The 25,584-nt window shown below is 44.2% G+C and carries 21 protein-coding genes; 9 read left to right on the forward strand and 12 right to left on the reverse strand.

The window, feature by feature from the left end:
- Positions 1-463 precede the first annotated feature (463 nt).
- Genes E5672_RS04635 through E5672_RS04645 form a run of 3 tightly spaced genes read right to left on the reverse strand, consistent with a single transcriptional unit; the run spans position 464 to position 4,640 of the window.
- Positions 464-2,527: a transglutaminase TgpA family protein gene (locus E5672_RS04635; RefSeq protein ID WP_136781131.1), complete on the reverse strand. Its 2,064-nt coding sequence runs from the start codon at positions 2,525-2,527 to the stop codon at positions 464-466.
- A gap of 4 nt (positions 2,528-2,531) precedes the next feature.
- Positions 2,532-3,656 (reverse strand): DUF58 domain-containing protein, encoded by a 1,125-nt coding sequence (locus E5672_RS04640; protein ID WP_136781132.1) that lies wholly within the window; start codon positions 3,654-3,656, stop codon positions 2,532-2,534.
- Between the two features lie 36 nt (positions 3,657-3,692).
- Entirely contained in the window at positions 3,693-4,640 is a 948-nt protein-coding gene (locus E5672_RS04645) for an AAA family ATPase (protein ID WP_136781133.1), read from the reverse strand.
- Between the two features lie 245 nt (positions 4,641-4,885).
- On the opposite strand from E5672_RS04645, the gene seqA reads away from it, so the two are divergent.
- The 8 genes from seqA to E5672_RS04685 all read left to right on the forward strand — a co-directional run bounded on the left by seqA (position 4,886) and on the right by E5672_RS04685 (position 16,307).
- Positions 4,886-5,659: a replication initiation negative regulator SeqA gene (gene seqA, locus E5672_RS04650; RefSeq protein WP_136781134.1), complete on the forward strand. Its 774-nt coding sequence runs from the start codon at positions 4,886-4,888 to the stop codon at positions 5,657-5,659.
- A 46-nt stretch (positions 5,660-5,705) separates the two neighbouring features.
- On the forward strand, positions 5,706-7,358 hold the full coding sequence (gene pgm / locus E5672_RS04655) for a phosphoglucomutase (alpha-D-glucose-1,6-bisphosphate-dependent) (protein ID WP_136781135.1): 1,653 nt from the start codon (positions 5,706-5,708) through the stop codon (positions 7,356-7,358).
- Between the two features lie 218 nt (positions 7,359-7,576).
- Positions 7,577-10,054 (forward strand): glycogen/starch/alpha-glucan phosphorylase, encoded by a 2,478-nt coding sequence (locus E5672_RS04660; RefSeq protein ID WP_136781136.1) that lies wholly within the window; start codon positions 7,577-7,579, stop codon positions 10,052-10,054.
- A gap of 313 nt (positions 10,055-10,367) precedes the next feature.
- Positions 10,368-11,672, forward strand: coding sequence for a putative bifunctional diguanylate cyclase/phosphodiesterase (locus tag E5672_RS04665; protein WP_136781137.1), 1,305 nt, complete (start codon positions 10,368-10,370; stop codon positions 11,670-11,672).
- Between the two features lie 260 nt (positions 11,673-11,932).
- Positions 11,933-12,964 (forward strand): succinylglutamate desuccinylase, encoded by a 1,032-nt coding sequence (astE, locus tag E5672_RS04670; RefSeq protein ID WP_136781138.1) that lies wholly within the window; start codon positions 11,933-11,935, stop codon positions 12,962-12,964.
- On the forward strand, positions 12,957-13,367 hold the full coding sequence (locus E5672_RS04675; RefSeq protein ID WP_136781139.1) for an HIT domain-containing protein: 411 nt from the start codon (positions 12,957-12,959) through the stop codon (positions 13,365-13,367). Before astE ends, E5672_RS04675 begins: the two co-directional genes overlap by 8 nt.
- A 56-nt stretch (positions 13,368-13,423) precedes the next feature.
- On the forward strand, positions 13,424-13,750 hold the full coding sequence (locus E5672_RS04680) for a heavy metal-binding domain-containing protein (RefSeq protein WP_014949040.1): 327 nt from the start codon (positions 13,424-13,426) through the stop codon (positions 13,748-13,750).
- Positions 13,751-13,889: 139 nt separating this feature from the next.
- Positions 13,890-16,307: an alpha/beta hydrolase family protein gene (locus E5672_RS04685; protein ID WP_136781140.1), complete on the forward strand. Its 2,418-nt coding sequence runs from the start codon at positions 13,890-13,892 to the stop codon at positions 16,305-16,307.
- Positions 16,308-16,383: 76 nt separating this feature from the next.
- Here E5672_RS04685 and E5672_RS04690 read toward each other — a convergent pair whose 3' ends face one another.
- The 7 genes from E5672_RS04690 to E5672_RS04720 all read right to left on the reverse strand — a co-directional run bounded on the left by E5672_RS04690 (position 16,384) and on the right by E5672_RS04720 (position 21,508).
- Positions 16,384-17,643: a dicarboxylate/amino acid:cation symporter gene (locus tag E5672_RS04690; protein ID WP_136781141.1), complete on the reverse strand. Its 1,260-nt coding sequence runs from the start codon at positions 17,641-17,643 to the stop codon at positions 16,384-16,386.
- A 178-nt stretch (positions 17,644-17,821) separates the two neighbouring features.
- Complete coding sequence (locus tag E5672_RS04695) at positions 17,822-18,082, reverse strand: DUF2897 family protein (RefSeq protein WP_136781142.1); 261 nt, start codon at positions 18,080-18,082, stop codon at positions 17,822-17,824.
- A gap of 14 nt (positions 18,083-18,096) precedes the next feature.
- On the reverse strand, positions 18,097-18,783 hold the full coding sequence (locus E5672_RS04700; protein WP_136781143.1) for a M15 family metallopeptidase: 687 nt from the start codon (positions 18,781-18,783) through the stop codon (positions 18,097-18,099).
- Between the two features lie 9 nt (positions 18,784-18,792).
- Complete coding sequence (gene dapE / locus E5672_RS04705; protein ID WP_136781144.1) at positions 18,793-19,929, reverse strand: succinyl-diaminopimelate desuccinylase; 1,137 nt, start codon at positions 19,927-19,929, stop codon at positions 18,793-18,795.
- A complete protein-coding gene (locus tag E5672_RS04710; protein WP_136781145.1) occupies positions 19,923-20,270 on the reverse strand; it encodes an ArsC family reductase in 348 nt (115 codons plus the stop codon). Before E5672_RS04710 ends, dapE begins: the two co-directional genes overlap by 7 nt.
- Before the next feature lie 344 nt (positions 20,271-20,614).
- Positions 20,615-21,115 carry a PTS sugar transporter subunit IIA gene (locus E5672_RS04715; RefSeq protein WP_136781146.1) on the reverse strand — a complete coding sequence of 167 codons (501 nt, stop codon included), beginning with the start codon at positions 21,113-21,115 and terminating at the stop codon, positions 20,615-20,617.
- A 3-nt stretch (positions 21,116-21,118) separates the two neighbouring features.
- Positions 21,119-21,508 carry an ACT domain-containing protein gene (locus E5672_RS04720; RefSeq protein WP_136781147.1) on the reverse strand — a complete coding sequence of 130 codons (390 nt, stop codon included), beginning with the start codon at positions 21,506-21,508 and terminating at the stop codon, positions 21,119-21,121.
- Between the two features lie 550 nt (positions 21,509-22,058).
- Between E5672_RS04720 and E5672_RS04725 the strand changes: the two genes are divergently transcribed.
- Complete coding sequence (locus tag E5672_RS04725) at positions 22,059-22,424, forward strand: VOC family protein (RefSeq protein ID WP_136781148.1); 366 nt, start codon at positions 22,059-22,061, stop codon at positions 22,422-22,424.
- A 109-nt stretch (positions 22,425-22,533) separates the two neighbouring features.
- On the opposite strand, the gene hppD is transcribed toward E5672_RS04725, so the two are convergent.
- Positions 22,534-23,607, reverse strand: a complete 1,074-nt coding sequence (gene hppD / locus E5672_RS04730) for a 4-hydroxyphenylpyruvate dioxygenase (protein WP_136781149.1) — start codon at positions 23,605-23,607, stop codon at positions 22,534-22,536.
- Between the two features lie 291 nt (positions 23,608-23,898).
- Positions 23,899-25,194: a homogentisate 1,2-dioxygenase gene (gene hmgA / locus E5672_RS04735; protein WP_136781150.1), complete on the reverse strand. Its 1,296-nt coding sequence runs from the start codon at positions 25,192-25,194 to the stop codon at positions 23,899-23,901.
- Positions 25,195-25,584: the final 390 nt, after the last annotated feature.

The raw sequence follows: 25,584 nt of genomic DNA on the forward strand, positions 1-25,584 counted from the left end.
TCACCTCACGTTGTCGTTATTAATAAGTTGCCAGTTTTATATCGGGAGTTAGCTATTTACATGTGTTCTGTTAGATCAAAAAAAGGCGTCCGCAGCGCTCTCGTTAGAAAGAACTGGGGACGCCTTTGTCCGAAACTTATGTATTGTTAATAGCTAACAGATTTACCTCTGATAACGTGTGCGTCTTTGCACACTGTCCGCAAGTACCGAGTATTTAAACCCGTGCCCCGAACTTTAACTATCAACCGATATAAAGCCAGAACAGTGCCAATGGCTAAAAAACGTAAATAAATATATAAATCGCTTTATAAAACAATGCCTTAGTAAGTATCTTGGGGTGGGGTGAAAAGTTGAATTCGAGTGCCACCTCATTTGTTTGCACTATAACGGGGGGAGAATGAATGTTTAAGGTGCAACTAAAAATGCCCGTTCAGTCGCAGTGTATTTCGTTTTTAAATGCTTTTCATTTTACCGCTTGTTTAAGCGTTTTGAGCTGACGCTTCATCACCGCCGTGTTACCAGGAGTTTGCTGCTGACCGTAAGTTTCATGTTCAAATTGCTTACATAGTTGTTCGAATGCCTTGGCGGCATGAGGGGTTAATAAGGTGCTAACTTCCTGAAAATAAGTGGATAAAGTTTTATTTTTTCTTTTTATTCCTGTTTTGGTTTCAACGTGCGTAACCGCCTTCAGCAAAATGCGATGAGAAGGGGAAAGGCGCGCTTTTTCTTTTTTAGGTAAGAAGTACATTGCTAATATGAGCGCAATAAGCCCGATGGCAGACAAGAATACAATGCGCATTTTCTGTGGTGTTAGCGCACCTAGTAGTTCTTCAAGCATGTTGGTTTGCGCCGCATTGTCAAAACCCAGTACCCATTTGCTCCAAGAATAGTCAAGTTGCTGTAACCAACCTTGCAAGGTAGCAAATAAAGCAGAATTACCAATATCGCGCAAAATGGTAGTTTGACGTGACTCCCCTAGCTCTTCTAATGCCCGTTCAAGTCCAAAGGTTAAGCGGGAAGGAGCCACCATACTTGTAGGGTCGAAACGTACCCACACGCCGTCAATCAACGCCTCTACCCATGCGTGGGCATCGTATTGTCTTATTTGAAGCACATTATCGTTAAGTGCACTCCCGCCTTGGTAGCCGGTTACCATTCTTGCCGGCACGCCTGCAGCACGAAGCACGTATACCATAGCACCGGCATAATGCGCGCAAAACCCTGCCCGTTGCTCGAATAAGAAGCTATCTATAGGGTTTACAGGCATAGCGTTAGGAGACAAGGTATAACGAAACCCACCTTGACGGAATTCACGCATAACTGCTTGTACTCGCTCATTAGGGTTAGCATATTGGTTAGCTAGTGACTGTCCCCACGCCCTCGCTTCAGCGTTACCGTTTGTTGAAACTTGTAGATTGAGTTGCGTTTCAAAGTTCCCTATTCCATTGGTGATTTGTGCGTTTGGAACATAGCTCAAATAAAACGCTTTTTTGCTAGAGATAGGGGTATTTGCACGTAAGGTATAATCAAACAGGCTTCTCACAAAAATGCTGTTTTCGCGGTTGTTTGGGAAAGAGGGGGCTAAAGCAAATAGCCATGTTTGCTGTGTGGGCTCAACAATCAGTTCGTAATTCGTTACTGCGGGCGAGTCTTTTTCCGCTATTACTGACAAAGGCGCAGGCTTTCCCATGAATGCCAACTGTTGTTCAGCCTGCTTGCGCTTCTCGCTTATAGACCAGGTTTTTCCGTCGAAATGTTCAAGGGTCATGGCCCGCCAGTATCTATTCTGTGCTTCAGGGACTTCATCGGTGCTTTTAAATGTAGCGCTAAAGGCCAAATCAGAAGAACTGGCAAGCGACGCAATATCACCTGGTGTTACTGTATCGGAAAGCCCCGTTTCTGTTGATTTCGATGTAGGCATTTGCCATAGCGGTGGGAGTTGGGGTAACAATAAAAATAACAGCAGAGCAATAGGAATTGCTTGACCAATAAGTACGGCAACGAACTTGACGCTGTTCGCAATGGGCACTTTTGCTCCATGGTAAAGAGCCGTAGCGATTAAAAGTAGCGCTAATATTCCGGTATACCCAACCCATGCAAATACGCTAAGCGAGGAAATAAAGCCACAGCCAATCAAAAATAAACACGTACATATAAGCAGATGAAAATCTCGTTTCTTTTCCACTAGCATAATTTTAAGTGCGCAGGCTACCGTCAACAAATTGATCATGCTATCAAGAAGGCCGATGGATAAGCCGAACCAAGACAAGGCAAACACCGCAAGTACAGCAAGCAAGTTAACCGTGCGTAATGTGGGTAAGTTATGCAGAGTGCTAAGGCCTGCAATTCTGACAATAACGGCACATCCACCTAACATCAGTACCCATATCATTAATGGTGCGGTCAACGTAAAGAGAATAAGCGAAAATGCAGCGCATAGTATCATCACTGCCACAGAGTTTGGTTGGCCTAAAACGCTTCTGAAAATAGTGAATTGTGAAGCGCGACTGAGTAAGACACTGTTCATGTTATTAGGCCCCAGTCTTCTTCTGTACTGACGATATTGATACTGGCTTGCTGGAGGGGGCAGAAGTGAGCGTGGGGGAGTCGTTAAAACAAGCCAGAGCACTAAGACATTCACCCATATGCTTGGCGCCCTGAGCAGGCGCAATATTCAACCCCTTGTATTGTATTCCAAACACCCGGTTTGTACTTGTCCAAGATATTGTGGCCTGGGTTAGCGCTGAAACCGCGGTTTCCACGTCCTCGCTTGAAGGTACTGAAAGCACGACGCTGTCGCTCTGTAACGACGTGAAAGATTTCGAGACCCAGTTTCCATTTTTAGCCACATGCTTCCAGGAAACGCGATTAAGTGGCTGTCCAATTTCGTAATCGTTTAACGCGTAAAAATCTTCATTACTGGTTGGGTCTGTTATTTCACTTAAATTATCAGGTTCGTCTGCGTTGGGAAGTTTATCAATAGTAATAGGTCCTTCCTGAGGCTTGGCATAGACAACTACTTGCTGGTCGAAGTCTAGGTGTGTCCAGCATTTGTAAAGCCCTAGCGGAAAATCACAGGCAATGGTCATTCTGCCTAAGGTAAATTGACCTCTTCGAGATATTTGAAGTGGGACGTTGAGTGTTTGGCTTTGTTCTCTTTTTGAATTGCCGATTAATGAAAAGCAATAGCTTTGCTGTGGTGCACTAGCGTGACGCCTATTGCGTAAATACTCAAGTTGAGTATCTGTGTGGCGTACAACAGTTAGCCATTTTATGAATAGGGTCCCGTTGCAGCATTTCCTCTGTGCGTTCAAATGGGGAATAACCTGAAGTTGAATTTCACCATTTTGGTTACAGTGAAACGAAGTAGGGGGGAGGGCTTTAAGTGCTAAGCGCGCAAAATTTTGATGCGTATAAAAAAGTGTTAGCAGCATAATGCTTAAACACAAATAGCTTAGCAGTAACATCAAGTTGTTTTGATAGTTAGTGCCAAGTAAGAATAAGCACAGCGACAAAATGATGAAAGACCAGCCAAACCCACTTGGTAATATAAAAATACTGTTTAAATTAAGATGGTGCTCTTGCGACGCCGGTACACGTTTATCTAACCATGTGGATAGTCTACGCTGAAAGTATTTCGTAAATAACGTTGGCACTTTACGCACGTTTAGCACTCCAGAAGCCCGTTAATATTAAGCCGCCAGAGGGTCAATGCTATCGAGTAATTTTTGGCTTAGTTTTTCCCCATCAAAGGCGTTACTAGACTGCCCTAGAGACATCTGATGGGAAGATAATGTTAGCCTGTGAGCGGTAATCGCTACGAAGACGGCCTGCACGTCTTCAGGCGTAACATAATCTCTGCCAGAAACGTAGGCCCATGCTTTTGCGCCCTGAAGTAAAGCGCGACTGGCGCGTGGGGAAAGCGGATTGGGAAACTCATTGCTCTGTCTGCTTTCACTCACTAATCGCAATATATAATGAAGAATGGCGTCGCTAGTGTGGATGGCAGCCACCTCATTTTGCATTTTGTTTAGACTAGCAGCATCTAAAATCTGAGTAAGAGGCGCTGACGCATCCTGTTGCATGAGCATCGCCTTTTCTGCTTCCCACGCCGGATACCCCAGTGAAATACGCATGAAGAAACGATCTAACTGCGATTCTGGTAACGGATAAGTGCCCGATTGATAGCTAGGGTTTTGCGTTGCAATGACGAAAAACGGCGAGGGCAGCGCATGAGTAACACCGTCAATACTTACCTGACGTTCCTCCATAGCTTCTAACAGAGCGCTCTGTGTTTTAGGGCTTGCTCTATTTAACTCGTCAGCTAATACGACTTGGCTAAAAATCGGCCCGTGCCTAAACGTAAAACGCTTTTCTTCGTCGCGCTCGTGAGTATGGAAAATGTTAACGCCTAACATGTCGGAAGGAAGCAGGTCTGAGGTAAATTGAATACGCGCATATTGAAGACCAAAAACTTGTGAAAGCGCATGAGAAAGCGTGGTTTTACCCATTCCTGGTAAATCTTCAATCAATAAGTGACCGTTGGCCAGCAAACAGGTAATGGCAAGTTTCAGCTGGTGCTCCTTACCAATGATCTTTTTGCTTAGGGCTTGCTGGACTTGATTAATATCTTGGCGCATAGGTGTGTCACTTTTCTTTAAAAATACTCTGTCACACTCGTCGTTTAAATAACGAATGTTGCTTTCATAATAGTAGCAACGATAGCGTAAAGCTTTCTATTCTTATACCTTTTAAAATTTATACCTTGGTATGTAATAGGTTAGTTCACAACTTAATATTCACGAATCCTTAAAACATCTGTTATTAAGTGCTGCGTAGTTTAACTGTGTTGTCTATAATGGTGCCTCTTAAAAAGGAAGTAGTTATGAAAAGCATTGAAATAGATGACGATTTATATGCCTTCATCGCCAGCCAGACTAAGCATATTGGTGAGAGTGCATCACAAATTTTAAGACGTTTACTTTTACCTGAAGACGGTGCTGTGTCACAAGGTATTGCGCCTATTGCTAGCTCATCAACGCCTGCAAAAACAAGTGAATCAAAAACTGCAGACGTTAGCGAAGCTGCAAATAAGCCAGCCTCAACGGTAAAAGCAGAAACCGCACCTAAAACGCCAGTAAAAGCGCCTGCATCACGCACGGCATCAAAAGCTGCAAGTGCGCCAGTTAAAACTGCGTCGAAGAAAACGCCGGCCAAGGCAGCCGCTAAAGCTACTGGAGCAAGTGAACCGGGCAGCGTAAAGACAGCGAATAATACATCAGCGGTATCTAGTGAAACGCATACTAGACGAGACATTCTAGATGCGGTATCGAAAGATGCGTTAAGTACTTTTACTAAACGCGTTGATCAATTTTTGTTTGTTTTGAGTGCAGCGCACAAGCTTAATGCAGAAAACTTTGCTCAGGTTGAAAGTATCAAAGGTAAAAACCGTACGTATTTTGCGACAAGTAAAGCAGCATTGCTTGAAAACGGCAGTAGTACTAACCCTAAAGCTATTCCAGATAGCCCGTTCTGGGTGGTGACAAACAATAACACTGCCAAGAAAACCAATATGCTGGAACAAGTTTTGCGTAACCTGGGTTATCAACCCGATGTAATTGAAACTGTGATCGCGCGTTTCTCTGCAGAAGGTAAATAGCAAAACAAGCAATAAGATAACTAAACTTCTAAATAAGGATTTTTTCATGGCATTACATCCGCAGGCTGGAGAGCATGCAGCGAAAGAGCAGCTCATTAACGTAGCACAGTTAGTGAGCCAGTATTACAGCTATAAACCGGATATGAATGATCCGGGTCAAGCAGTCTCTTTCGGTACGTCAGGACACAGAGGAACAGCGTCAAACGCAACGTTTACCGACACTCACATCAGTGCAATTTGCCAAGCACTGGTGGAATATCGTAAACAAGAAGGGATCGATGGTCCTTTGTATGTAGGTAAAGATACCCACGCGTTATCAGAACCGGCCATGATCACTGCCATAGAAGTTTTGTGTGCCAATGGTGTAGATGTTGTCGTGCAGCGTGCAGACAATGAAAGTATGGGCTATACGCCAACACCTGTTATTTCTCGAACTATCATTCGTCACAACCGCGCCGGGAACGCTGAAAAGGCCGATGGTATCGTCATTACCCCTTCTCATAACCCGCCTTCTGACGGTGGATTTAAATACAATCCGCCACATGGTGGCCCTGCTGACAGCGATGTAACTAAGCAAATTCAAGAACGTGCAAATGAACTAATCGCAGATGGCAACAAAGATGTTAAGCGCGTTGATATCCGCCAAGCCACTGAACGCAAATTGGTTCGTGAAGAAGACTTTATGGAACCTTATATCGAAGACCTAGCTAAAGTCATTGATATGAATGCGATTGCCAAAGCGAATTTGAAATTAGGCACAGATCCACTCGGCGGCGCTGGGGTAGGGTACTGGTCGCGTATTGCTGAAAAATACGGGTTGGACATCACCGTAGTAAACGACGCGGTTGACCCACAGTTTGGTTTTATGCGCCGCGACAAAGACGGCAAACTTCGCATGGATTGTTCGTCAGCCTATGCAATGGCGGGGCTTATAGAGTTAAAAGATAACTTCGACCTAGCATGGGGTAATGACCCGGATTTCGATCGTCACGGTATTGTGTGCAAAAGTGCAGGCTTAATGAACCCTAACCATTATTTGGCTGTGGCGATAAACTATCTTTACACTCACCGCCCTAATTGGCCTAGTGATTTAAATATTGGCAAAACACTGGTCTCTAGCAGCATGATTGACCGTGTAGCCAACAGCCTTGGTAAACCTTTGGCTGAAATGCCGGTAGGCTTTAAATGGTTTGTTGACGGTTTATCAAACAGCACTATTGGCTTTGCGGGTGAAGAAAGCGCGGGTGGCATTTTCTTAGAACGCGACGGAAGTACTTGGGCAACAGATAAAGACGGCTTCATTCTTTGTTTGCTAGCAGCGGAAATCTTGGCAGTGACTGGCAAAGATCCCGGCGAGCACTACAAAGCGCTGACGGAGAAGTTCGCGGCACCGGTATACAGTCGTGTAGACGTAGCTGCAACCCTTGAACAAAAGCAGAAACTTTCTGCGATGGATGCATCTGTAGTTACCAGCGATACCTTGGCGGGCGAGCCCATCACAGCTGTCCAAACTCACGCGCCAGGAAATAACGCGGCTATTGGTGGCGTTAAAGTATCGACCGAAAATGGCTGGTTCGCAGCCCGTCCTTCTGGTACCGAGCAAATTTACAAAATCTATGCGGAAAGCTTTAATGGTGAAAGCCACTTACAGGATTTAATTGCTGAAGCTGAAGCTTTAGTAAGCAAAATCATTAAGTAAGTACAAAAACAAACCGTTTCAAAACGTGTTTTGTAATAAAGGTGTTAAAAACCGCATGAATGCATACGAATTCATGCGGTTTTTTGTTATTTTAACAAAATAATTACAACATAAACGTTTAAGCGCTGCTATATTGCTGTCATATTCTGAAGTTATTCTGTAATTAAATTACGTTTTTGGTGTGTGAACACCGCTTCTACTTAAGAGTGAGACGCAAAATGAACGCAAAAGCGACCAAGACGCAACCCTCTCCTGTGATCGATAAAGCTGCATTCAAAGCAGCAGTTATCAAACACTTACACTGCACGCTAGGCACTGACGAAAACAAAGCAAACAATCACGCTTGGTGGAAAGCAACCTGTGCAGCAATTCAAGAGCAAGTGCTTGAAGGACTGCGCAAAACCCAGAAAAGTCATTACTTGAACGACACACGCGCCGTTCATTATTTCTCTGCTGAATTCTTAATGGGCCGTTTACTTTCAAACAATCTGCAAAACTTTGGCTTGTTCGATGTTGCTGGCGGTGCATTGAAAGAGCTTGGCGTTGAGATTTCAGATATTCTTGAAGAAGAGCCTGACATGGCGCTAGGAAACGGCGGCCTTGGCCGACTAGCTGCTTGCTTTATCGACTCATTAGCCACCATGGAATTGCCTGCGATAGGTTATGGTATTCACTACGAGCATGGCTTGTTCCGCCAAGAAATTAAAAGCGGTGCGCAAATAGAGAGACCAGACAGCTGGCGCGACTACGGCAACCCTTGGGAAATTTGCCGTCCAGAATCTATTCAGGAAGTATCTCTTTACGGTTACGTAGAAACGAAATACGGCGAAAATGGCCGAGTGCTTAAAGAATGGCACCCTGGCTCAATAGTAAAAGGTGTGCCGTGGGATATCCCAGTTGTGGGTTATGAAGGTAAAACCGTAAACGTATTGCGTTTGTGGCAGTCAGAAGCGTCTGATTACTTTAACTGGGACGTATTTAATGCAGGTGGTTATGTTGATGCACAGCGCGAGAACGTTCAAGCAGAAACCATTTCAAAAGTCCTTTATCCAAACGACGAAACTGAAGCGGGTAAAGAGCTACGTCTGATTCAGCAGTACTTCTTCTGCTCGTGCTCCCTTAAAGACATTATACGTCGTTACAAGCGCGCGCATGGCGATGATTGGAGCCGTTTTGCAGATCAGGTTGTAATTCAGCTAAACGACACCCACCCAGCGATTTCTATACCAGAGCTAATGCGCATTCTTGTTGACCGTGCAGAGCTTGGCTGGGATGAAGCCTGGGGTATTTGCACAAAGGTATTTGCCTATACCAACCACACCTTGCTACCAGAGGCACTTGAAAAGTGGCCTGCGCGCATGATTGAGAAGATCCTTCCTCGCCACCTGGAAATCATTTATGAAATTAACCACCGCTTTATGGCAGAGGTTGATAAGAAGTGGCCTGGCGACAATGCCATGAAAGCCAAGCTTTCCATTATTGAAGAAGGCAACGAGAAGATGGTGCGTATGGGCCACCTGTCGGTAATCGGTTCATTCGCGGTGAACGGCGTGGCAGAAATGCATTCTCGCCTTGTTAAGTCGTCTCTGTTCCCAGAGTTCGATGAACTATATCCAGGTAAGCTGACTAACGTGACCAACGGTATTACCCCACGTCGCTGGTTGAAGGCGTGTAACCCTGGGTTATCGAAGCTTATTGATAAGAAAATTGGAGAAGACTGGCCGCGCGACTTAGACAAGCTGCAGGGGCTGGCCAAATTTGCAAGCAACAAAACGTTCCAGAAGCAGTTCATGAAAGTGAAACTTGAGAATAAAGAGTTGCTGGCAGAGGAAATTCGCAAGTCACTTGACATTGAAGTAGACGTTAATGCGATTTTTGACGTGCAGATTAAGCGTTTGCATGAGTACAAGCGTCAACACTTAGCGCTTCTGAATATTATGGCATTGTACCGTCGTATTCTAGAAAACCCTGATTACGATATGCACCCCCGTGTATTTGTATTCGGTGCTAAAGCGGCGCCGGGCTACAAGCTTGCGAAAGATATTATCTTCGCTATTAACAAGGTAGCGGATAAGATTAATAACGATCCTCGCGTAAACAACAAGATTAAGGTAGCGTTTTTGCCAAACTACCGCGTGTCACTGGCTGAAAAAATGATTCCAGCGGCTGACGTATCTGAGCAAATCAGTACAGCAGGTAAAGAAGCATCAGGTACGGGTAACATGAAGCTTGCGCTAAACGGCGCGGTTACTATAGGTACACTAGATGGCGCAAACGTAGAGATCGCTGAAGAAGTGGGCGACGACAACATCTTTATCTTTGGTCTTACTGTAGAAGAAGTGAATGAGCTTAAAGCGAATGGCTATAACCCACACGACTACTACTACAAAGATCCTGAAATTAAAGCGGTGCTGGATTGGCTAGAAACGGATTACTTCACGCCAGGTAAACCAGGCGCACTGGTATCAATTAAGCAAAGCTTACTAGATAACGGCGACCCGTACATGGTGCTTGCAGATTTCCGTGCTTATTCTGACGCACAAATTGCGGTAGATGCAGCTTATCGTGACAAAGAGCGCTGGGCAGAAATGGCCATCATCAATACAGCGAAGATGGGCAAATTTACTTCAGATCGTTCAATTCGTGACTATGTAGAGCGCGTTTGGAAACTTTCACCGTGTAAGATTGAAAGCTAATCGCAGAAACGTAACGAATAAACCCGGCAGTGTTACACTAGTCGGGTTTTTTTATTTTCTTTTAAAAGCGTCTATAGTTTTACTTAAGTGTTGCACTGCGAAGCTTTTTTGACTGAAACGGTGCTTCCAATTTTTTTACAGCGCGTAAAAAAAGGTGAGATGCAATTATAGGCATACTCTGAAATATGTTGTACAAAAGTATAAGACGGTATGCAAAATAATACGTTACTGTCGTTGCGCCTTACGTAGCGTCATGGTTTTATATAAGTAGTTGTTTTTAGTACCTAGAAGCGTAATGCTGAAGGAAAACATCATGAGCCAACACACATCACTGGCAACCATTCCCAATCGCTTTGCGTTTATAGATAGTATTTCAAAGCAAGCGTCTCGAACCACGTCTATTTCCTTGATGTTGGTTGATGTGGTGCGTTTTTCTGATGTAACAACCAGCCTAGGCATTCACGTTGGCGACCGATTTCTGCTAGAAATCGCTAACCGAATTCAACGTCTTTTTGGTCATTATGTACTTATTGGCCGGATAAGCGGTGATGTCTTCGGCATCGTATTCCCCGATGAAAGTAATGAAGCCGTTATGCGACAAATGTTCGAACGCTTAGTCGAGCATTTCAAAACACCTATGCATTATGATGGTACGGCCTTCATAGCCGACTTTAATGTGGGCGTGGTATGTAGCGGGAAAGGTGAGTTTGATATCACTGATTTTGTGTCTCGTGCAGAATCAGCGCTGAAGCAGGCCAAAGAAAACAAGTATGAAAACTACTTCGCGCTAACTAATTCAGATAAAACAGATACAGGCCGAAGCCTAGCTTTAAAAGCTGACTTAAAGCGGGCATTGGCCCACAACGAACTTGAACTGTATTACCAGCCGAAGGTGGACCTTAACACGCTAGAAATTGTAGGTGCTGAGTGTTTGTTACGCTGGAATCATCCTCTTGATGGCGTGCTGTTTCCTGGCCCACTAATTGAGGCCGCAGAGTCCTATAATATGATGAACGAACTGGGCTACTGGACGTTGGAACAAGCGTTTAGAGCACTCGCTGAATTAGATGGACTTAGAATGCCCATCGTACTGTCGGTGAATATTTCTCCTACTCAGTTATATGACAATCAGTTAGTTCCAACCCTTACTATGCTAAGCAACACTTATACGCTACCGCTTTCGCTCATTGAACTAGAGCTAACTGAAGATGTTGCTTTATCGAATTCACTGATGGTGAAAAAGCAGTTAGATGAGTTACGAAGTTTAGGTGTTTCAATATCTGTCGATGATTTTGGTAAGGGGTATTCGAACCTCGCCTATATTCGTGACCTGGACCTGGATGCACTTAAAATAGACAAATCCTTTGTGATGGAACTAGAGGCGCACCCGGTTAACAGAGCTATCATCGAAGCAGCTAAAGTTATCGGGCATGCAAAAGGCTGTAGTGTTGTCGCCGAGGGTATTGAAACCGTAGAGCAGCTTCATATATTGAGAGAGGTAGGCGTGGCTCAAGGGCAGGGGTATCTGTTTTCTCGCGCTATTCCTTTCAACGAATTTATCGCACTAACTCAGCAAGATATCATTATTGGAAATTCGCCAAGACGAGCTCAAGCATAGCTACGTAAAATCCACGTAAGCGTTGTTATTCCAATCCCGTTCGCCGTCGCTTTAGCCACTCTTTTAAGCTTCCGAGTGAAATTGGAACCTTCATACTTTCCGTACTCTCATTGCCTAACTCCCTGAGCTAGGGTGTCACGTCGCGTTATTTAATGCTTACAGGTGAGCATAATTAAACATGCAGATTAGATGATTTTGGCCGCCTCTGTCGGTACACTTGGGCTATTCGAGATCAGATAAAGTCAACAAAGCTCACACTTATGCAAGAACTTATCGAAAGCGGCCAATTTTTAACACTTTCTCGCCGCGACCCCTCATTATTTGAACGCTCTCATCAATTTACGTTAGCTAATGGTACGCTCGTTAGTATTACCGCACCTGGTATTATAAGCTTCTCAGTGCAGAGGGCATCTAAGCCCAATAAACGCATTGTTTTGTCCTGCGGTGTGCACGGTAATGAAACCGCGCCTATCGAAATCTGTGATGACTTGGTTAAGGGAATCTTAACAGGCAGTATTACATTAACTCATGATGTGCTGTTTTTATTTGGCAACCTGCCAGCAATGGACATTGCAGAACGTTTTGTTGAAGAAAATATGAATCGCTTATTCAGCGGTGCACACTCAAAAGGTGAAGGTTTAGTTAACGCAGAGCGCGTTCGAGCTAAACAGTTAGAGGATGCGGTGGCATCGTTCTTTGAAGCGGGTGAAGGCACTCGATATCACTACGACCTACACACTGCAATTCGGGCCTCTAAAAACGAAAAATTTGCGGTATATCCGTATCTTCATGACAGAGTACACAGCAAAGGGCAGCTTGCATTCCTTGCCGCTTGCGGGGTGAAAACCATTCTGCTGTCGGAAAGTTCGACAACCACCTTTAGCTATTTCTCGTCATATCAATACAACGCACACGCGTTTACGGTTGAACTTGGCAAAGTGCGTCCATTTGGGCAAAACGATATGCGTCGCTTTGAAGATGCCAAACAAGCGATAACGAAGCTAATTACTCAAACCGAGTATGCGCCAACGGTTGATATGGATGACCTTGATATTTATCGCGTGAACCAGGTTATAAACCGAAACGAAGAACAGTTTACGCTTCATTTCGATGACGATACGCCAAACTTCACCGACTACCCTAAAGGCACGGTATTGGCTTCCGAGCCTGGCAAAGAATACGTAGCAGAGCAAGACGGCGAAGCCATTGTTTTCCCGAATGCAAAAGTAGCCATTGGGCAACGTGCCTTGTTAACCGTTGTGCCTAGCACGTTGGATAAGCTAGATGTTTAAACTTGATAGCCGTTTACACAATGATACATTTTTTGTCTGTGATCTTTCGCTGTGTCGTGTACTGTTGATGAATGATAGTCAGTTTCCGTGGCTCATTTTAGTGCCTATGAAAAATGATATTGCGGAAATTATCGACTTGTCAGAAGAAGAGCAGATTACTTTACTTAAAGAGTCTGCATTGGCATCAAAAGCAATGCAGGCCTTGTTTTCGCCGCTTAAACTTAACGTGGCAGCACTAGGCAACGTGGTAAGACAGCTCCACGTTCATCACGTTGCACGTTTTGAAAACGATTGCGCATGGCCAAAACCTGTTTGGGGCAATCAGCCCGCTGTGGCTTACGATTCCAATAAAGCACAGGCGCTTGTTAAGTCTATTCAGCAGTGGTTTAAAGATAACAGCTAAAGGACTTTTGTCCTAAATAGCGCAAAATAAACAGTTCACATTAAAAGGAGTTATGCATGATAGTTTCAACTACCCCAACGCTTGAAGGGCATAAAATTGAAGCTTATTACGGTATTGTTGTGGGCGAGGCCGTAATGGGCGCAAACGTATTTAAAGATCTTTTCGCCTCTATTCGCGATATCGTTGGCGGCCGTTCTGGGTCGTATGAAGAAGAGTTAACCACCGCACGTAAGTTAGCGTTTACTGAGCTTGAGCATGAAGCCAGAAGCATGGGCGCAAATGCTGTGGTTGGCATCGACTTAGACTATCAAGTGATTGGCGATAAAGGCAGTATGCTTATGGTGAGCATTAGCGGTACTGCGGTTAAAACGACCCCTTTATAAAATCAAAAAGCTCGCACACCTTAAGGTATGCAATTATCTAATCAATCGAAGCGGGGTTTTTCGCCAGTTATTTACAACTACGGCGAAACCTCGCTTTCCTGTTTCTATATACCCTCAAAAATCTAACTAAGGATATTAAATGCTAAGAAAATGGATGTGTTTCCTACTCGTTGCATGCTCCTGTCAGCTATTTGCGCAAGACGCACTGCAATACCAAAAGCCGTCAAAAGAAATACTCGATTTAGTAGACGTTACGCTAGCTCCTTCCACACTAGTAGACGATGCACAGCAGAATATGCTGCTGTTGTTTCGCGACAACTATAAATCTATAGAAGACTTATCGAAAGAAGAGCTTCGTCTAGCAGGGCTAAGAATTGACCCTACTACTAACATTGGAAGCCGCGTAACGTATTACAACGACCTTCAGGTACAGCGGGTAGGTAGTAAAGATAGCCTGACTATTAAAGGTATGCCAGAAGCGCCTCGGTTAACCAATTTTACTTGGTCACCTAATCAACGCTATATGGCATTTACCCATACGGCAAAAATGGGCGTAGAGCTTTGGGTGCTTGATATCGAAGCGGCTGAAGCTAGAAAGCTCTTCGATAAACCCGTAAACGCGAATATGGGCGATACCTTAAATTGGAATGCAGATAGCGGTTCCCTTTTGGTAAAAGTCGTACCCAAAGATAGAAAAAACTTAATCGACACCAGCGTGGCGGTGCCTACCGGACCCACGATTTCAGTGAGTGATGGTAAAAAAGCACAAAATCGCACGTATCAAGATTTGCTTAAAAATAAAAATGATGAGTTTAATTTTGAGCAATTAGCCCGTTCAGAGATTTATAAAGTGCCGTTAAAAGGCAAGGCATCTCCTTGGCTTGCATCAGGTATGTATGGCGATGTAAGCGTTTCTCCCGCAGGCGACTACGTGATGGTAGAGGAATACAAGCCGCCGTTTTCTTATTTAGTGACCTACCGTCGCTTCCCTCACACTATTAGCTTGTATAATAAAAATGGAACGTTAGCTAAAACACTTGTTGACGTCCCACTTATCGAAGACTTGCCACAAGGCTTTATGGCTGTTCGCACGGGGCCACGTGATGTTCAATGGCGCAACGACAAACCTAATACAATTGTGTATGCTGAAGCGCTGGACGGCGGAGATCCTGACGTTGAGGTGACGCATCGAGATAAGCTTATGCAGCTAGCAGCGCCGTTTAGCGGCGAAGCCGAGCAAATTCTTAAAACAGAAGACAGGTTCTACCGCTTTATTTGGAATAGCGATAGCGTAGCTATTGCCATGGATTATTGGTGGAATACACGCAATATTAAAACGTACCTGTTTAGCCCAGACCAAAGTCAGTCTGCGCAAATTATTTCAAACAGAAGCTACCAAGATAAATACAGCGACCCTGGCAACTTTGTTACCCGTAAAAATGGCTATTTTAAAGATGTGCTAGCAGTAGAAGGAAATAATGCGTTTTTGTTAGGGGATGGGTTTACGCCTGAAGGACAGTTCCCATTCTTGGATAAGTTAGATTTAGAAACCTTGGAAACATCGCGCGTATATAAAAGCGCCTACACAGACAAATTTGAAGACTTGCGTGATTTCAATATTAAAAACGATCGCTTGTTAGTAAGAATTGAGTCTAAGCGTGACTACCCTAATTACTATTTCCGCAATTTAAAAAACAATACGTTGACCCAACTAACACACTTTGAAAATCCGTTTGAAAGCATTCAAAACGTTAAGAAAGAAGTGATTACGTACAAGCGTAACGATGGATTGGACTTAACAGGTACTTTGTATTTGCCAACAGACTATGAGCAAGGCAAGCGCTATCCAATGATCCTATGGGCTTATCCAGAAGAATTTAAGGACAAGTCAAGCGCGGGTCAAAACACGCAAAACCCAAATCGATTCATCTACCCGTGGTACGGTTCACCTATCTACTGGGTTACAAAAGGCTATGTTGTATTAGACGATGCATCATTTCCTATCGTTGGTGAGGGTGATGAAGAGCCAAACGATACCTTTAGGCCGCAGCTTGTTGCTAACGCAAAAGCGGCGATAGATGCGCTTGATCAAAAAGGAATTATTGACCCAGCGCGTGTTGCAGTGGGCGGGCATAGCTATGGTGCGTTTATGGTGGCTAACCTGTTGTCGCACTCTGACTTATTTGCTGCAGGCATTGCGCGTTCTGGCGCTTATAATAGAACACTTACGCCATTTGGTTTTCAGTCTGAGGAACGCCATTACTGGGATGCACCAGAAGTGTATTACACCATGTCGCCATTTATGCATGCTGAAAAAATGAAAACCCCGCTTTTACTTATTCATGGTGAGGCTGATAATAATTCCGGTACATACCCAATGCAAAGTGAGCGTTATTTTAACGCGCTCAAAGGCTTAGGGGCGGTGACACGTTTAGTTATGTTGCCTAAAGAGAGTCATGGATATCGCGCCAAAGAAAGTGTATTGCACACGCTTTGGGAACAAGATCAGTGGCTGGAAAAGTATGTAAAAAATAAAGGTGCTACGCAATCACAGTAGCGTGTTGTTCGCGTTGCTAACAAGACTAAAAAAGGTGGCAAAGGCCACCTTTTTTATTTTGTTATAAAGCGAAGCTTTATTTGGCCGTATTTTCTATTGGTTGCTCTTCAACAGCATCAGCATCAATGGCAATCGTATCTACAATCACTGCGCATGCTGCATCACCGGTAATATTTAGCGCTGTACGGATCATGTCGAAAATTCTGTCCAAGGCAAATAGCAGGGGTAAACCTTCAATGGGAATACCGGCAGCAAGTAACACTGCAACGACTAAGAATGATGGCCCAGGTATACCCGCTTGACCAACCGCGCCGAGGGTAGACGTTAGGATGATGGCAACATAAGCGCCCATTGATAAATCTACATTGAAAAGCTGCGCAAAAAACACCGCTACCAAGCCATAATAAATGGCATTTCCACTCATATTGATAGTGGCGCCTAACGGCAGTACAAAAGATGCCGTTGCATTTCTTACACCTAGCTCATTCTCTACAGTATTCATTGTAACTGGTAGCGTAGCCATTGAGGACGCGGTCGAAAGGGCAACCGCTTGAGGCTTTTTCATAGCCACGAGAAATGACTTAGCCGACGTTTTAGTAAAAAGCTGGACCAAAAGGGGGTAAACCACAAAACCAAATACTAAAATTGCCGCTGTAAACACCAAGAAGAGTTTGAATACCACCATGAGCGCGGCAAAACCAAATGTTCCTACTGCCTCTGCCATTAAACCAAATACGCCGATAGGCGCGATTTTCATCACACAGTTGATCATCCACACCATGGCATCAACGATAGTGTTCACGCCATTTAAAATAGGCTCGCGATTCTTTTTAGGTTGTTTAGAAAGGGCGAGGCCAAAGAACAAGCAAAACACCAGAATTTGAAGAATATTCGCGTTGGTTAACGAGGCAAATACATTGGTAGGGATCATACCTGTCACGGTAGCCCAAAACGAAGGCAGCTCACCTTTAGATGCGTATTCACCAGAGAACATCCCTTCCACTGCTGACACGTCGATGCCAAGCCCGGGCTTAAACACTTCACCCATTACGAGAGCCAGTGTTACAGCAAGTGCCGACGTTAACGCAAAATAAGCAAGGGTAGATAGCCCCACTTTTCCTGCATTGGTGCTGTTGCCAAGCCCTGCAGCGCCAGAGATAAGCGCTACAGCCACCAGTGGAATGACCAGCATTTTTATTAGGTTGATAAAAATGGCACCTAGTGGAGCGAACATTGCTGCGCTTTCACCCATAAAGGCACCAACCGCGGTACCAATAATCATAGCAATGACGACTTGTATGCCGATATTACCCAGTAAAGATTGTTTTGTAGACACGTCTAGAACCTCATAGAGTGTGTATTAATGTGAGAAGTGAGTAGTGATTGATTTGTTGAAAGCACTAGCTTGCAGCGCATGTGTCGATAACAATTATTGGCATAAGCCTCTTATTGTGAGGCTTAACTCAATACTTCAAATAACATGCCGTGACCGACTATATGAAAACAGCATTATTTTATGGTGTATCGCTGTCACTTTTACCTGCGCTCTGTTCTTTGTGATTCAAATTGGCGCCATGGTTGTGTTGAGCTTTATTTTGCGCCGAAGCAGATGAATGCGAGCTTTCTCCGTCTTCTTCTAATTCATCGTTCCCGTCATCATAAGGTTTAGAAGGTGTTGGAAATTTAAACCTAGCGCTGTATTTAAGCAGCGTGATATTCCCAATCACAACGCCCAATACTAGAACAATAATGATAATGACCCAGCTAATATTCATAAAAATTCCGTAGGCTACAGCCCTTTGTTCAACACGTAGCGATTATACAAGCTAGACAGCTGCGGCAAAATACAGGCTTTACCTTCTATATCGCTTTGTTCTATGGCTTTTGTAAAGCCATCTAAATATCTGGCTCGTTCAAAAGCGCACGCTGTGTCTCGAAAGCTCAAATGCCATGGTTCAACTGCCACGCCACCCGTATTAACCGAAAAAGGGCGATAAAAGCCAAACTGCTCCATATTGTCAGCCAACCAACAGGAAAGAGCATGACACGGTCCGTCAGTAAGATATTCGCTTTCGACAAGATTGAACTTGCCCCCCCAGCTATGCACGGCAGCTTTATCGTACACGTCAATATCGGTTCCCCAATGGTGGCGACTGCCGCCGGGAAGTGCTGACCATGTCAAAATAGCGTGAAGCTTTTCGTTATCGCTAAGTGCCTCGAAAGGCAGCTCATCACCGTTGGTATCAAGAAGCTGTGCTTGACCTGTCCACTTACGGTTGAAGATGGCTGTTTGCCTGTCGAAATCTCGAAAGCTACTGACCAGTTGTAAGTCTATACCGTCGTTTTGCGCAGCGTCTTGCATTGCTAAAAATGGCGATATCACATCGCGATGTAGCCTATGGCCATTGCCAGCATCAACGAGGTAGTCGTTGTGCTGGCCTAACCACGCTTTTTCTGGCACTTGATTCATAACCATCAATAGCGGCTACTTAGCCAACAAGCGTTCTAAAATACCGAAGTACATATCAGCAAGCTGTTCAAGGTCAGACATTTTCACGCACTCGTCAATTTTGTGAATAGTGGCATTTACCGGGCCTAGCTCTATGACTTGTGCGCCTGTTGGCGCGATAAAGCGACCATCTGATGTGCCGCCAGCAGTAGACAGCACGGTAGGCGTTCCTTTAACCGCCGCTATTGCACCTTGAGTGGCTTCTAACAGGGCACCCGTATCGGTCAAAAAGGGTTGACCGTTAAACGTCCATTTAATCTCGTACTCCAGTTCGTGGGCTTCCAAAATTGCCGTGACTCTCTCAATGAGAATTTGGTCGGTTACTTCCGTTGAAAAACGGAAGTTGAAGCAAACGTGCATCTCGCCCGGGATCACATTACCTGCACCGGTACCCGCGTGAATGTTTGAAATCTGGAAGCTGGTGGGAGGGAAAAAGTCGTTGCCGTTATCCCAATGAGATTTAGCGAGTTCGTCAAGGGCTGCCATTGCACTGTGTACAGGATTTTTAGCTAAGTGAGGGTAGGCCACGTGCCCTTGGACGCCTTTTACGATCAAATCACCCGTTAATGAACCTCTACGGCCATTTTTAACAATATCGCCCACTTCGTCAGTTGAAGAGGGCTCGCCAACAATACACCAATCAATTTTTTCATTGCGGGCTTCAAGGGTATCAATAACGCGAGTGGTACCGTTTATAAACGGGCCTTCTTCGTCGCTAGTAATAAGATAGGCAATGCTTCCCTTATGATCAGGGTATTTGTTCACAAACTCGCGGGTAGCTACTAGCATAGCGGCAAGACTGCCTTTCATGTCAGCTGCGCCCCGTCCGTGCAAATATCCGTCAACTTCTGTCGCGGTAAATGGTGGTGTTTTCCACGCTGACTCTGGGCCACTAGGTACGACATCAGTATGGCCTGCGAAACAAAATACTGGGCCTTCTTTACCTCGGCGAGACCAAAGGTTCGTCGTGTCTTCAAATACCATGGTTTCGTTATCAAACCCTAATGCACCTAAAAACTCGCCCATGGCCTCTTGGCAACCCGCATCTTCTGGTGTAACAGAACGGCGGTTTATTAATTGTTTAGCAATTTCAATAACAGAATCGTTTAACAAAATATTTCCTCATACTGTGCCGGTTTAAAGCCAACGTAAAACGCATTGTTGTGAAAAAGGATTGGGCGTTTAACCATGGCAGGGTGAAGCTCTAGTAAGGCAAGTGCTTTGCTTTTATCAAGATTTGCTTTTTCTTGCTCTTCTAGCTGGCGAAAAGTTGTGCCGCGTTTGTTAAGCATTGCTTCCCAGCCAAGTTCTGACTCGGCACGTTCAAGAAAGTCGTTATCAATTCCGTCCTTGCGGTAATCGTGAAATGTGAAAGCGATATCGTTGTCTGTTAACCATTTTTTTGCTTTTTTAATGGTGTCACAGTTCGGGATCCCATAAAGGATTGTGCTCATGGTAATTTATTCCGTACTACATAGTTGTTTGTAAATGAACGACGCTGTTTAACTCAGTGTCATTAAGAGCGCTAATATGCCGGACTAATGAAAGTTGAAAAATGTCATAGCCCTAAAAGACAGTGCGCTTCTACAATCTGTTTTCTAATGTGCTACATCATACAAGCAGTTGATACGTTGATAAACTCACTTACGATGATTTTTGATAGCAAACCTTCCAACGCAGAAAGCTTGATAAACGAAAAGGACTTGTAGGCCTGTGTAATAGATTTTTTGCCGTGACCTGTGTGCTATTTCAACCCACATTCGACCATTTAAAGGCTAGAAGTTACTACTAGAAGGCACTAAAGATACAGCGTGAGCAACGTATCTTCACCGGCTTCCACATACTTCTGATGCGTTGGTAGCACACCTGTCAGCGCTTTAGCATTGAGCAAAGTCATTAAACAGGTATTGCTCACACCGCGCTGTTTAAGCCATGCGGCATTTACGGTAAAAAGTACTTGTTTTAAAGTAATTTTATCGCCGCGTTTCAGTGAGCAGACGAATTGTGCGCCGTGTAGGTGGCTAGTGTCACCACCATATTTAATTTTACACTTAAGGCCTGCAGTAGACTGTATGTCGATAGCGTAATCTAGCGGTGAAACGCTAAGCACGGTGCCCGCAAAGGGTGAAACTACAGTATTCGATGTAGAGCTTACGGCGGCACCTGGCCCCATGTGGCCCCCTTTGAAAAAAGGTTCATCAACGTGTGAAAGGGGGATAACTTGCCCAGAAAAAGGGCTTAAGGTAACAAACTGCTTGGTAAAATTGTCTGGCGCGTACTGTAGCTGTTTATTGTTCACTGATTAAACGTCCTCGTTTACCGAATAGCCTGCTTTTTTGAGTGCGCTTACTGCATCTTTTAACTTGTTATCTTTAACTAAGAAGAAATCGGTATCGAAGGTTGATACCACGAATATGGCCACCTTCGCTGACGCTAACACTTCTCCAATTTGCGCCATGATCCCTACCATAGATAAATGTAAAGGCCCTAACAGTTCAAGTGCTCTCCATCCCTCATCGCTATCTAATGAAGGTACGTCTACCGAGTCTGGCACAACAATAGATAATTCATCCTCTGTTTTGCCTAAGAAAAAAAGAGGGCTGTTAAGCACAGAAGAGGGGATATTGGTTTCAGGATCCAAGCTGTGAATTGTAAACAAAGATTCTCTGACTAAAAGTGTTTGTTTGGGCATGAGAAACCGAAAAAAAGATAACTTCGAAGATATTCACATTAAACCACTAACTGTGATTAAGTGCTACGTGTTATCCACTTAATCTGTGGATAAGTTTGTTGAGTAGTTTGGGGCTTTGTTGTAAGTTGTTGTAAATAAAGAAATAAATAAACTGTACAAACAATGTTCAGTGGATAACATTCTCAAATTCACAAGCATTTTCCACAGGCCATGTCTACAACTAAAATAAAAAATGTTTAGTTATTTTGCAATTTCTTAGCTTGACAACCATGCCTTTTTTCAGAAATTTGCGCATTTCTAAAACCTTAGATTCAAATGATCGAACACACTTCGCTTATTGCTTTTACACCATGAGTAAATTGAAATGATCTATTAGTTAACAAAAACTTTGTAAGGTATTACTGTTAAATGTAAACGCTTTTGCTATCACGTTTTGTTTATTATGGTGATGGGTCATTGCGCCTATCGTGTGTTTACCTTACTGGGTATGTGAGCATTAACCAGCACTTAACGTGCGCAAATGTCCCAACCAACAACAGAGGGAAAGACAATGTCAGATTCTTCATGGTGCGATATTACGGTAGAAAATGCAGACGAACTTGTCAGCTTTTATGAAGCGGTGATGAACTGGAAGAAAGAGCCCATTGATATGGGCGGCTACAATGATTATGTGATGATGAAAACCGATGGTACGCCTGTGGGCGGGATTTGTCATAAGCAGGGAGTAAATGCGCAGTACCCAAGTGGATGGATAAATTACTTTACTGTAGAAAACCTAGATGCAGCGTTGAAAGAAGTTACCGCAAGAGGTGGAAAACAGGCGGGTGATATACGTCATCACGGGAAAGACAGCTTCTGCGTGATTGTTGATCCAAGTGGTGCAGCTTGCGCGCTTTATGAAAAAGGTCAAGGCTAAGTCGGTAATTCAAATTTTCAGGGCATTCAATAAAAAAGGCAGCGTGTCGTTCATACTCACTGCCTTTTGTTATCATTTAAATTAAGATGGCGTATGTAGTATGCCGCGGTTACTTATTCAATACGCCGCGATTAACCTGATCCCGTTCAATCGACTCAAACAGTGCCTTGAAGTTACCCTCGCCAAAACCTTCGTCTTGTTTGCGCTGAATAAATTCAAAGAACACCGGGCCAAACACGGTTTCAGAGAAAATTTGAAGCAATAGGCGAGGCTCACCATTTTCCGTTGTGCCGTCCAATAGAATGCCGCGCTTTTGCAGCTCATCCACGTTTTCGCCGTGCCCTGGAAGACGCTCTTCAAGCATGTCGTAGTAGGTGTTTGGTGGAGGTGTCATAAACTTCATGCCTTTTGCTTTAAGCTTATCTAAACACGCCACTAGGTCGTCGCAGGCAAAGGCGATATGCTGGATCCCTTCACCATTGTATTTCATTAAGAACTCTTCAATTTGGCCACCACCGCCAACCGCCTCTTCATTTAACGGTATGCGAATTTTACCGTCTGGCGCCGTCATCGCTTTTGATAATAGGCCGGTGTATTCACCTTTAATATCGAAGTAGCGAATTTCTTTGAAGTTAAATAGCTTCTCGTAGAATCCTGCCCAAAAATTCATGCGGCCTCGGTATACATTGTGGGTAAGATGATCAAGCGTGTGAAAACCACATCCTTCAGGATGGCGATCAACGCCTTCAATCCAATTGAAGTCAATATCGTAAATGGTGTTTTCACCTTCATAGCGGTCGATTAGGTACAACATTGCGCCACCAATACCTTTAATGGCAGGAAGCTTTAGCTCCATTGGACCTGTGTAGGTATCCATAGGCTGAGCACCGCGAGCCAGTACTTCTTTATATGCATGTTGTGAATCTTTAACTCGAAACGCCATACCGCATGCAGATGGGCCGTGTTCTTCGGCGTAATAGGCTGCATGGCATTTCTTTTCGTAGTTACTTAATAAATTAATGTCGCCTTGACGCCATAATTCCACGTCTTTTGATTTATGGCGAGCAACAAGGGTAAAACCCATAGCTTCAAAAATGGGTTCCAACATGCCTTTTTTCGGCGCAGTGAACTCTAAAAATTCAAACCCGTCTAATCCGATAGGGTTTTCAAACAAATCAGCCATAGCGTTACATCCTCAACGTAAATCACATTTTATAATTGTTATCTGATTGTAATTGTGTAGTGAAAAATCAGGCAATAGGGGGCGAGTTCACGCGTTTGTGGAATGGAAAGCAAAGCTGTAACGTTATGTTTTCACCAGTGGCTATGTAAGTTAAATAGGGGAATGTATATTCCCCTAAATGTTTGAAAGTAAAAGCTATTAATCAAATATTTAAAGTGCGATTAGTGTTCAGAATTTAGTACAAGCGTTGGTCCTTGTATCATTGTGACTATTTCATTTGTACTTAAACGTTCATATTTCACCATCGTAATTCTTTTTGAGGCCTTTCCAGCAGGCAAGGTAGTCTCGTTGGCGAATATCACTGTTTAATGCAAACTCAGTGGGCGCAATGGCATAGCGCGACTCAAACATAAATGCTAGCGTGTTTTCGTAACGCTGGGGTGAGAGTTCGGCATTTGATGCTTTTTCAAATACTTCAGCTTCTGGGCCATGGGGAGTCATGCAGTTGTGAAGGCTCATACCGCCTGGTACAAATCCGTGTTCTTTGGCGTCGTACATTCCTTCAATCAGTCCCATAAACTCGCTCATAACATTTCTATGGTAATACGGTGGGCGAAAAGTCTTTTCCGCCACCATCCACCTTGGTGGAAAAATAACGAAGTCGACATTTGCCGTCCCTTCCAGTTCAGATGGTGAGGTAAGTACGGTAAATATTGACGGGTCAGGGTGGTCAAAACTTACGGTGTTCATAACGTTGAAACGGGATAAGACATACTTATACGGGGCAGAGTTGCCTACCCAAGCCACTACATCAAAAGGGGAATGATCAAGCTTTGCTTCAAACAAATTTCCACAAAACTTGTTTACCACGGTGTGAGGCGTTTCATTATCTTCGAACCATGCCTTGGGGTAGCAAAAGTCGCGTTGGTTAGCATAGCCGTTAGCGCCTACAGGGCCGCGCTCTGGTAACACAAAGGGATGACCATAGTTTTCGCAGATATATCCGCGAATTGGCCCATCAGTAGGGTTAACCGCAAAACGAACGCCACGAGGAATAACCGCAATTTCACCCACAGACAGGTTGAGTCTGCCAAATTCAGTGGTGATCAGCATGTCACCAAGCTGGGGGACAATAAGCATTTCTCCGTCTGACGAGTAGAAAACGCGGTTTTGCATATTAGCATTGGCACTGTAGCAGTGAATGCCCATACCCACTTGAGTTTTAGCATCACCATTAGTGGCAATGGTGACAAGCGAATCTACAAAATCGACGTCTTTTTCTGGTAAGGGAACAGGGTCCCACCTAAGCACATTCGGAGGGCAATGCACATCAGACTCAGGGGCCGTTCTTATTAGGCCGTTATCAATTTTTTCAAAGTCGCCCATGGCAATGGACGGACGTAAACGGTAGGTCCAGCTTCGACGGTTATCAGCTCGTGGAGCAGTAAACGCGGTACTGCTAAATTGTTCAGCGTAAAGCTTATAATTTACTTTCTGCGGGCTGAACTGTCCTTCAGGTAAAGCACCTGGCAGCGCCTCTGTTTCGTGCTCGTTATTAAAACCCGTTAAATACGACAAATTATCCATAAACCCTCCAAAAGCGGCATTGTTAAGCGCTAGCCCCTCTGAGACTAATAAAGTAGTTACAAATGAAACTATGTGGTTTAGGCTAGAGGTAAATGAAATGTAAATCAATTTCCAGCATCGGTTAGGAGAAATGGAGCCCACGGTTATTTGGTACGCTAGCTTTACACCTTTCAAAGTAAGGCCTAAAAAAGGTTACGCTTAGCTTGGGTTTTAAAACACAGCTATAGGCGCTGAAAATTTACGTGAAGTTAATATTGAACGCGTTTGAAGCCTCGTATTATCTGTCAGGACCATATGGGTAATAGCATGTCAAAACCAACCGAAGCAAAAAGCGAATTTGAGAGCGATAACAGAAGTAGAAACTGCAAGAGTAGTAGCAGTAAAAAGGGC

The organism is Alteromonas portus (assembly GCF_005117025.1).
In the GTDB taxonomy this organism is placed as follows: domain Bacteria; phylum Pseudomonadota; class Gammaproteobacteria; order Enterobacterales; family Alteromonadaceae; genus Alteromonas; species Alteromonas portus.

Excerpts from the sequence above, each read along its gene's own strand:
- E5672_RS04635 (WP_136781131.1), bottom strand. The coding sequence starts at position 2,527 with ATGAACAGTGTCTTACTCAGTCGCGCTTCACAATTCACTATTTTCAGA.
- E5672_RS04645 (WP_136781133.1), bottom strand. The coding sequence starts at position 4,640 with ATGCGCCAAGATATTAATCAAGTCCAGCAAGCCCTAAGCAAAAAGATC.
- seqA (WP_136781134.1), top strand. The coding sequence starts at position 4,886 with ATGAAAAGCATTGAAATAGATGACGATTTATATGCCTTCATCGCCAGC.
- pgm (WP_136781135.1), top strand. The coding sequence starts at position 5,706 with ATGGCATTACATCCGCAGGCTGGAGAGCATGCAGCGAAAGAGCAGCTC.
- E5672_RS04660 (WP_136781136.1), top strand. The coding sequence starts at position 7,577 with ATGAACGCAAAAGCGACCAAGACGCAACCCTCTCCTGTGATCGATAAA.
- E5672_RS04665 (WP_136781137.1), top strand. The coding sequence starts at position 10,368 with ATGAGCCAACACACATCACTGGCAACCATTCCCAATCGCTTTGCGTTT.
- astE (WP_136781138.1), top strand. The coding sequence starts at position 11,933 with ATGCAAGAACTTATCGAAAGCGGCCAATTTTTAACACTTTCTCGCCGC.
- E5672_RS04675 (WP_136781139.1), top strand. The coding sequence starts at position 12,957 with ATGTTTAAACTTGATAGCCGTTTACACAATGATACATTTTTTGTCTGT.
- E5672_RS04680 (WP_014949040.1), top strand. The coding sequence starts at position 13,424 with ATGATAGTTTCAACTACCCCAACGCTTGAAGGGCATAAAATTGAAGCT.
- E5672_RS04685 (WP_136781140.1), top strand. The coding sequence starts at position 13,890 with ATGCTAAGAAAATGGATGTGTTTCCTACTCGTTGCATGCTCCTGTCAG.
- E5672_RS04695 (WP_136781142.1), bottom strand. The coding sequence starts at position 18,082 with ATGAATATTAGCTGGGTCATTATCATTATTGTTCTAGTATTGGGCGTT.
- E5672_RS04700 (WP_136781143.1), bottom strand. The coding sequence starts at position 18,783 with ATGGTTATGAATCAAGTGCCAGAAAAAGCGTGGTTAGGCCAGCACAAC.
- E5672_RS04710 (WP_136781145.1), bottom strand. The coding sequence starts at position 20,270 with ATGAGCACAATCCTTTATGGGATCCCGAACTGTGACACCATTAAAAAA.
- E5672_RS04720 (WP_136781147.1), bottom strand. The coding sequence starts at position 21,508 with ATGCCCAAACAAACACTTTTAGTCAGAGAATCTTTGTTTACAATTCAC.
- E5672_RS04725 (WP_136781148.1), top strand. The coding sequence starts at position 22,059 with ATGTCAGATTCTTCATGGTGCGATATTACGGTAGAAAATGCAGACGAA.
- hppD (WP_136781149.1), bottom strand. The coding sequence starts at position 23,607 with ATGGCTGATTTGTTTGAAAACCCTATCGGATTAGACGGGTTTGAATTT.
- hmgA (WP_136781150.1), bottom strand. The coding sequence starts at position 25,194 with ATGGATAATTTGTCGTATTTAACGGGTTTTAATAACGAGCACGAAACA.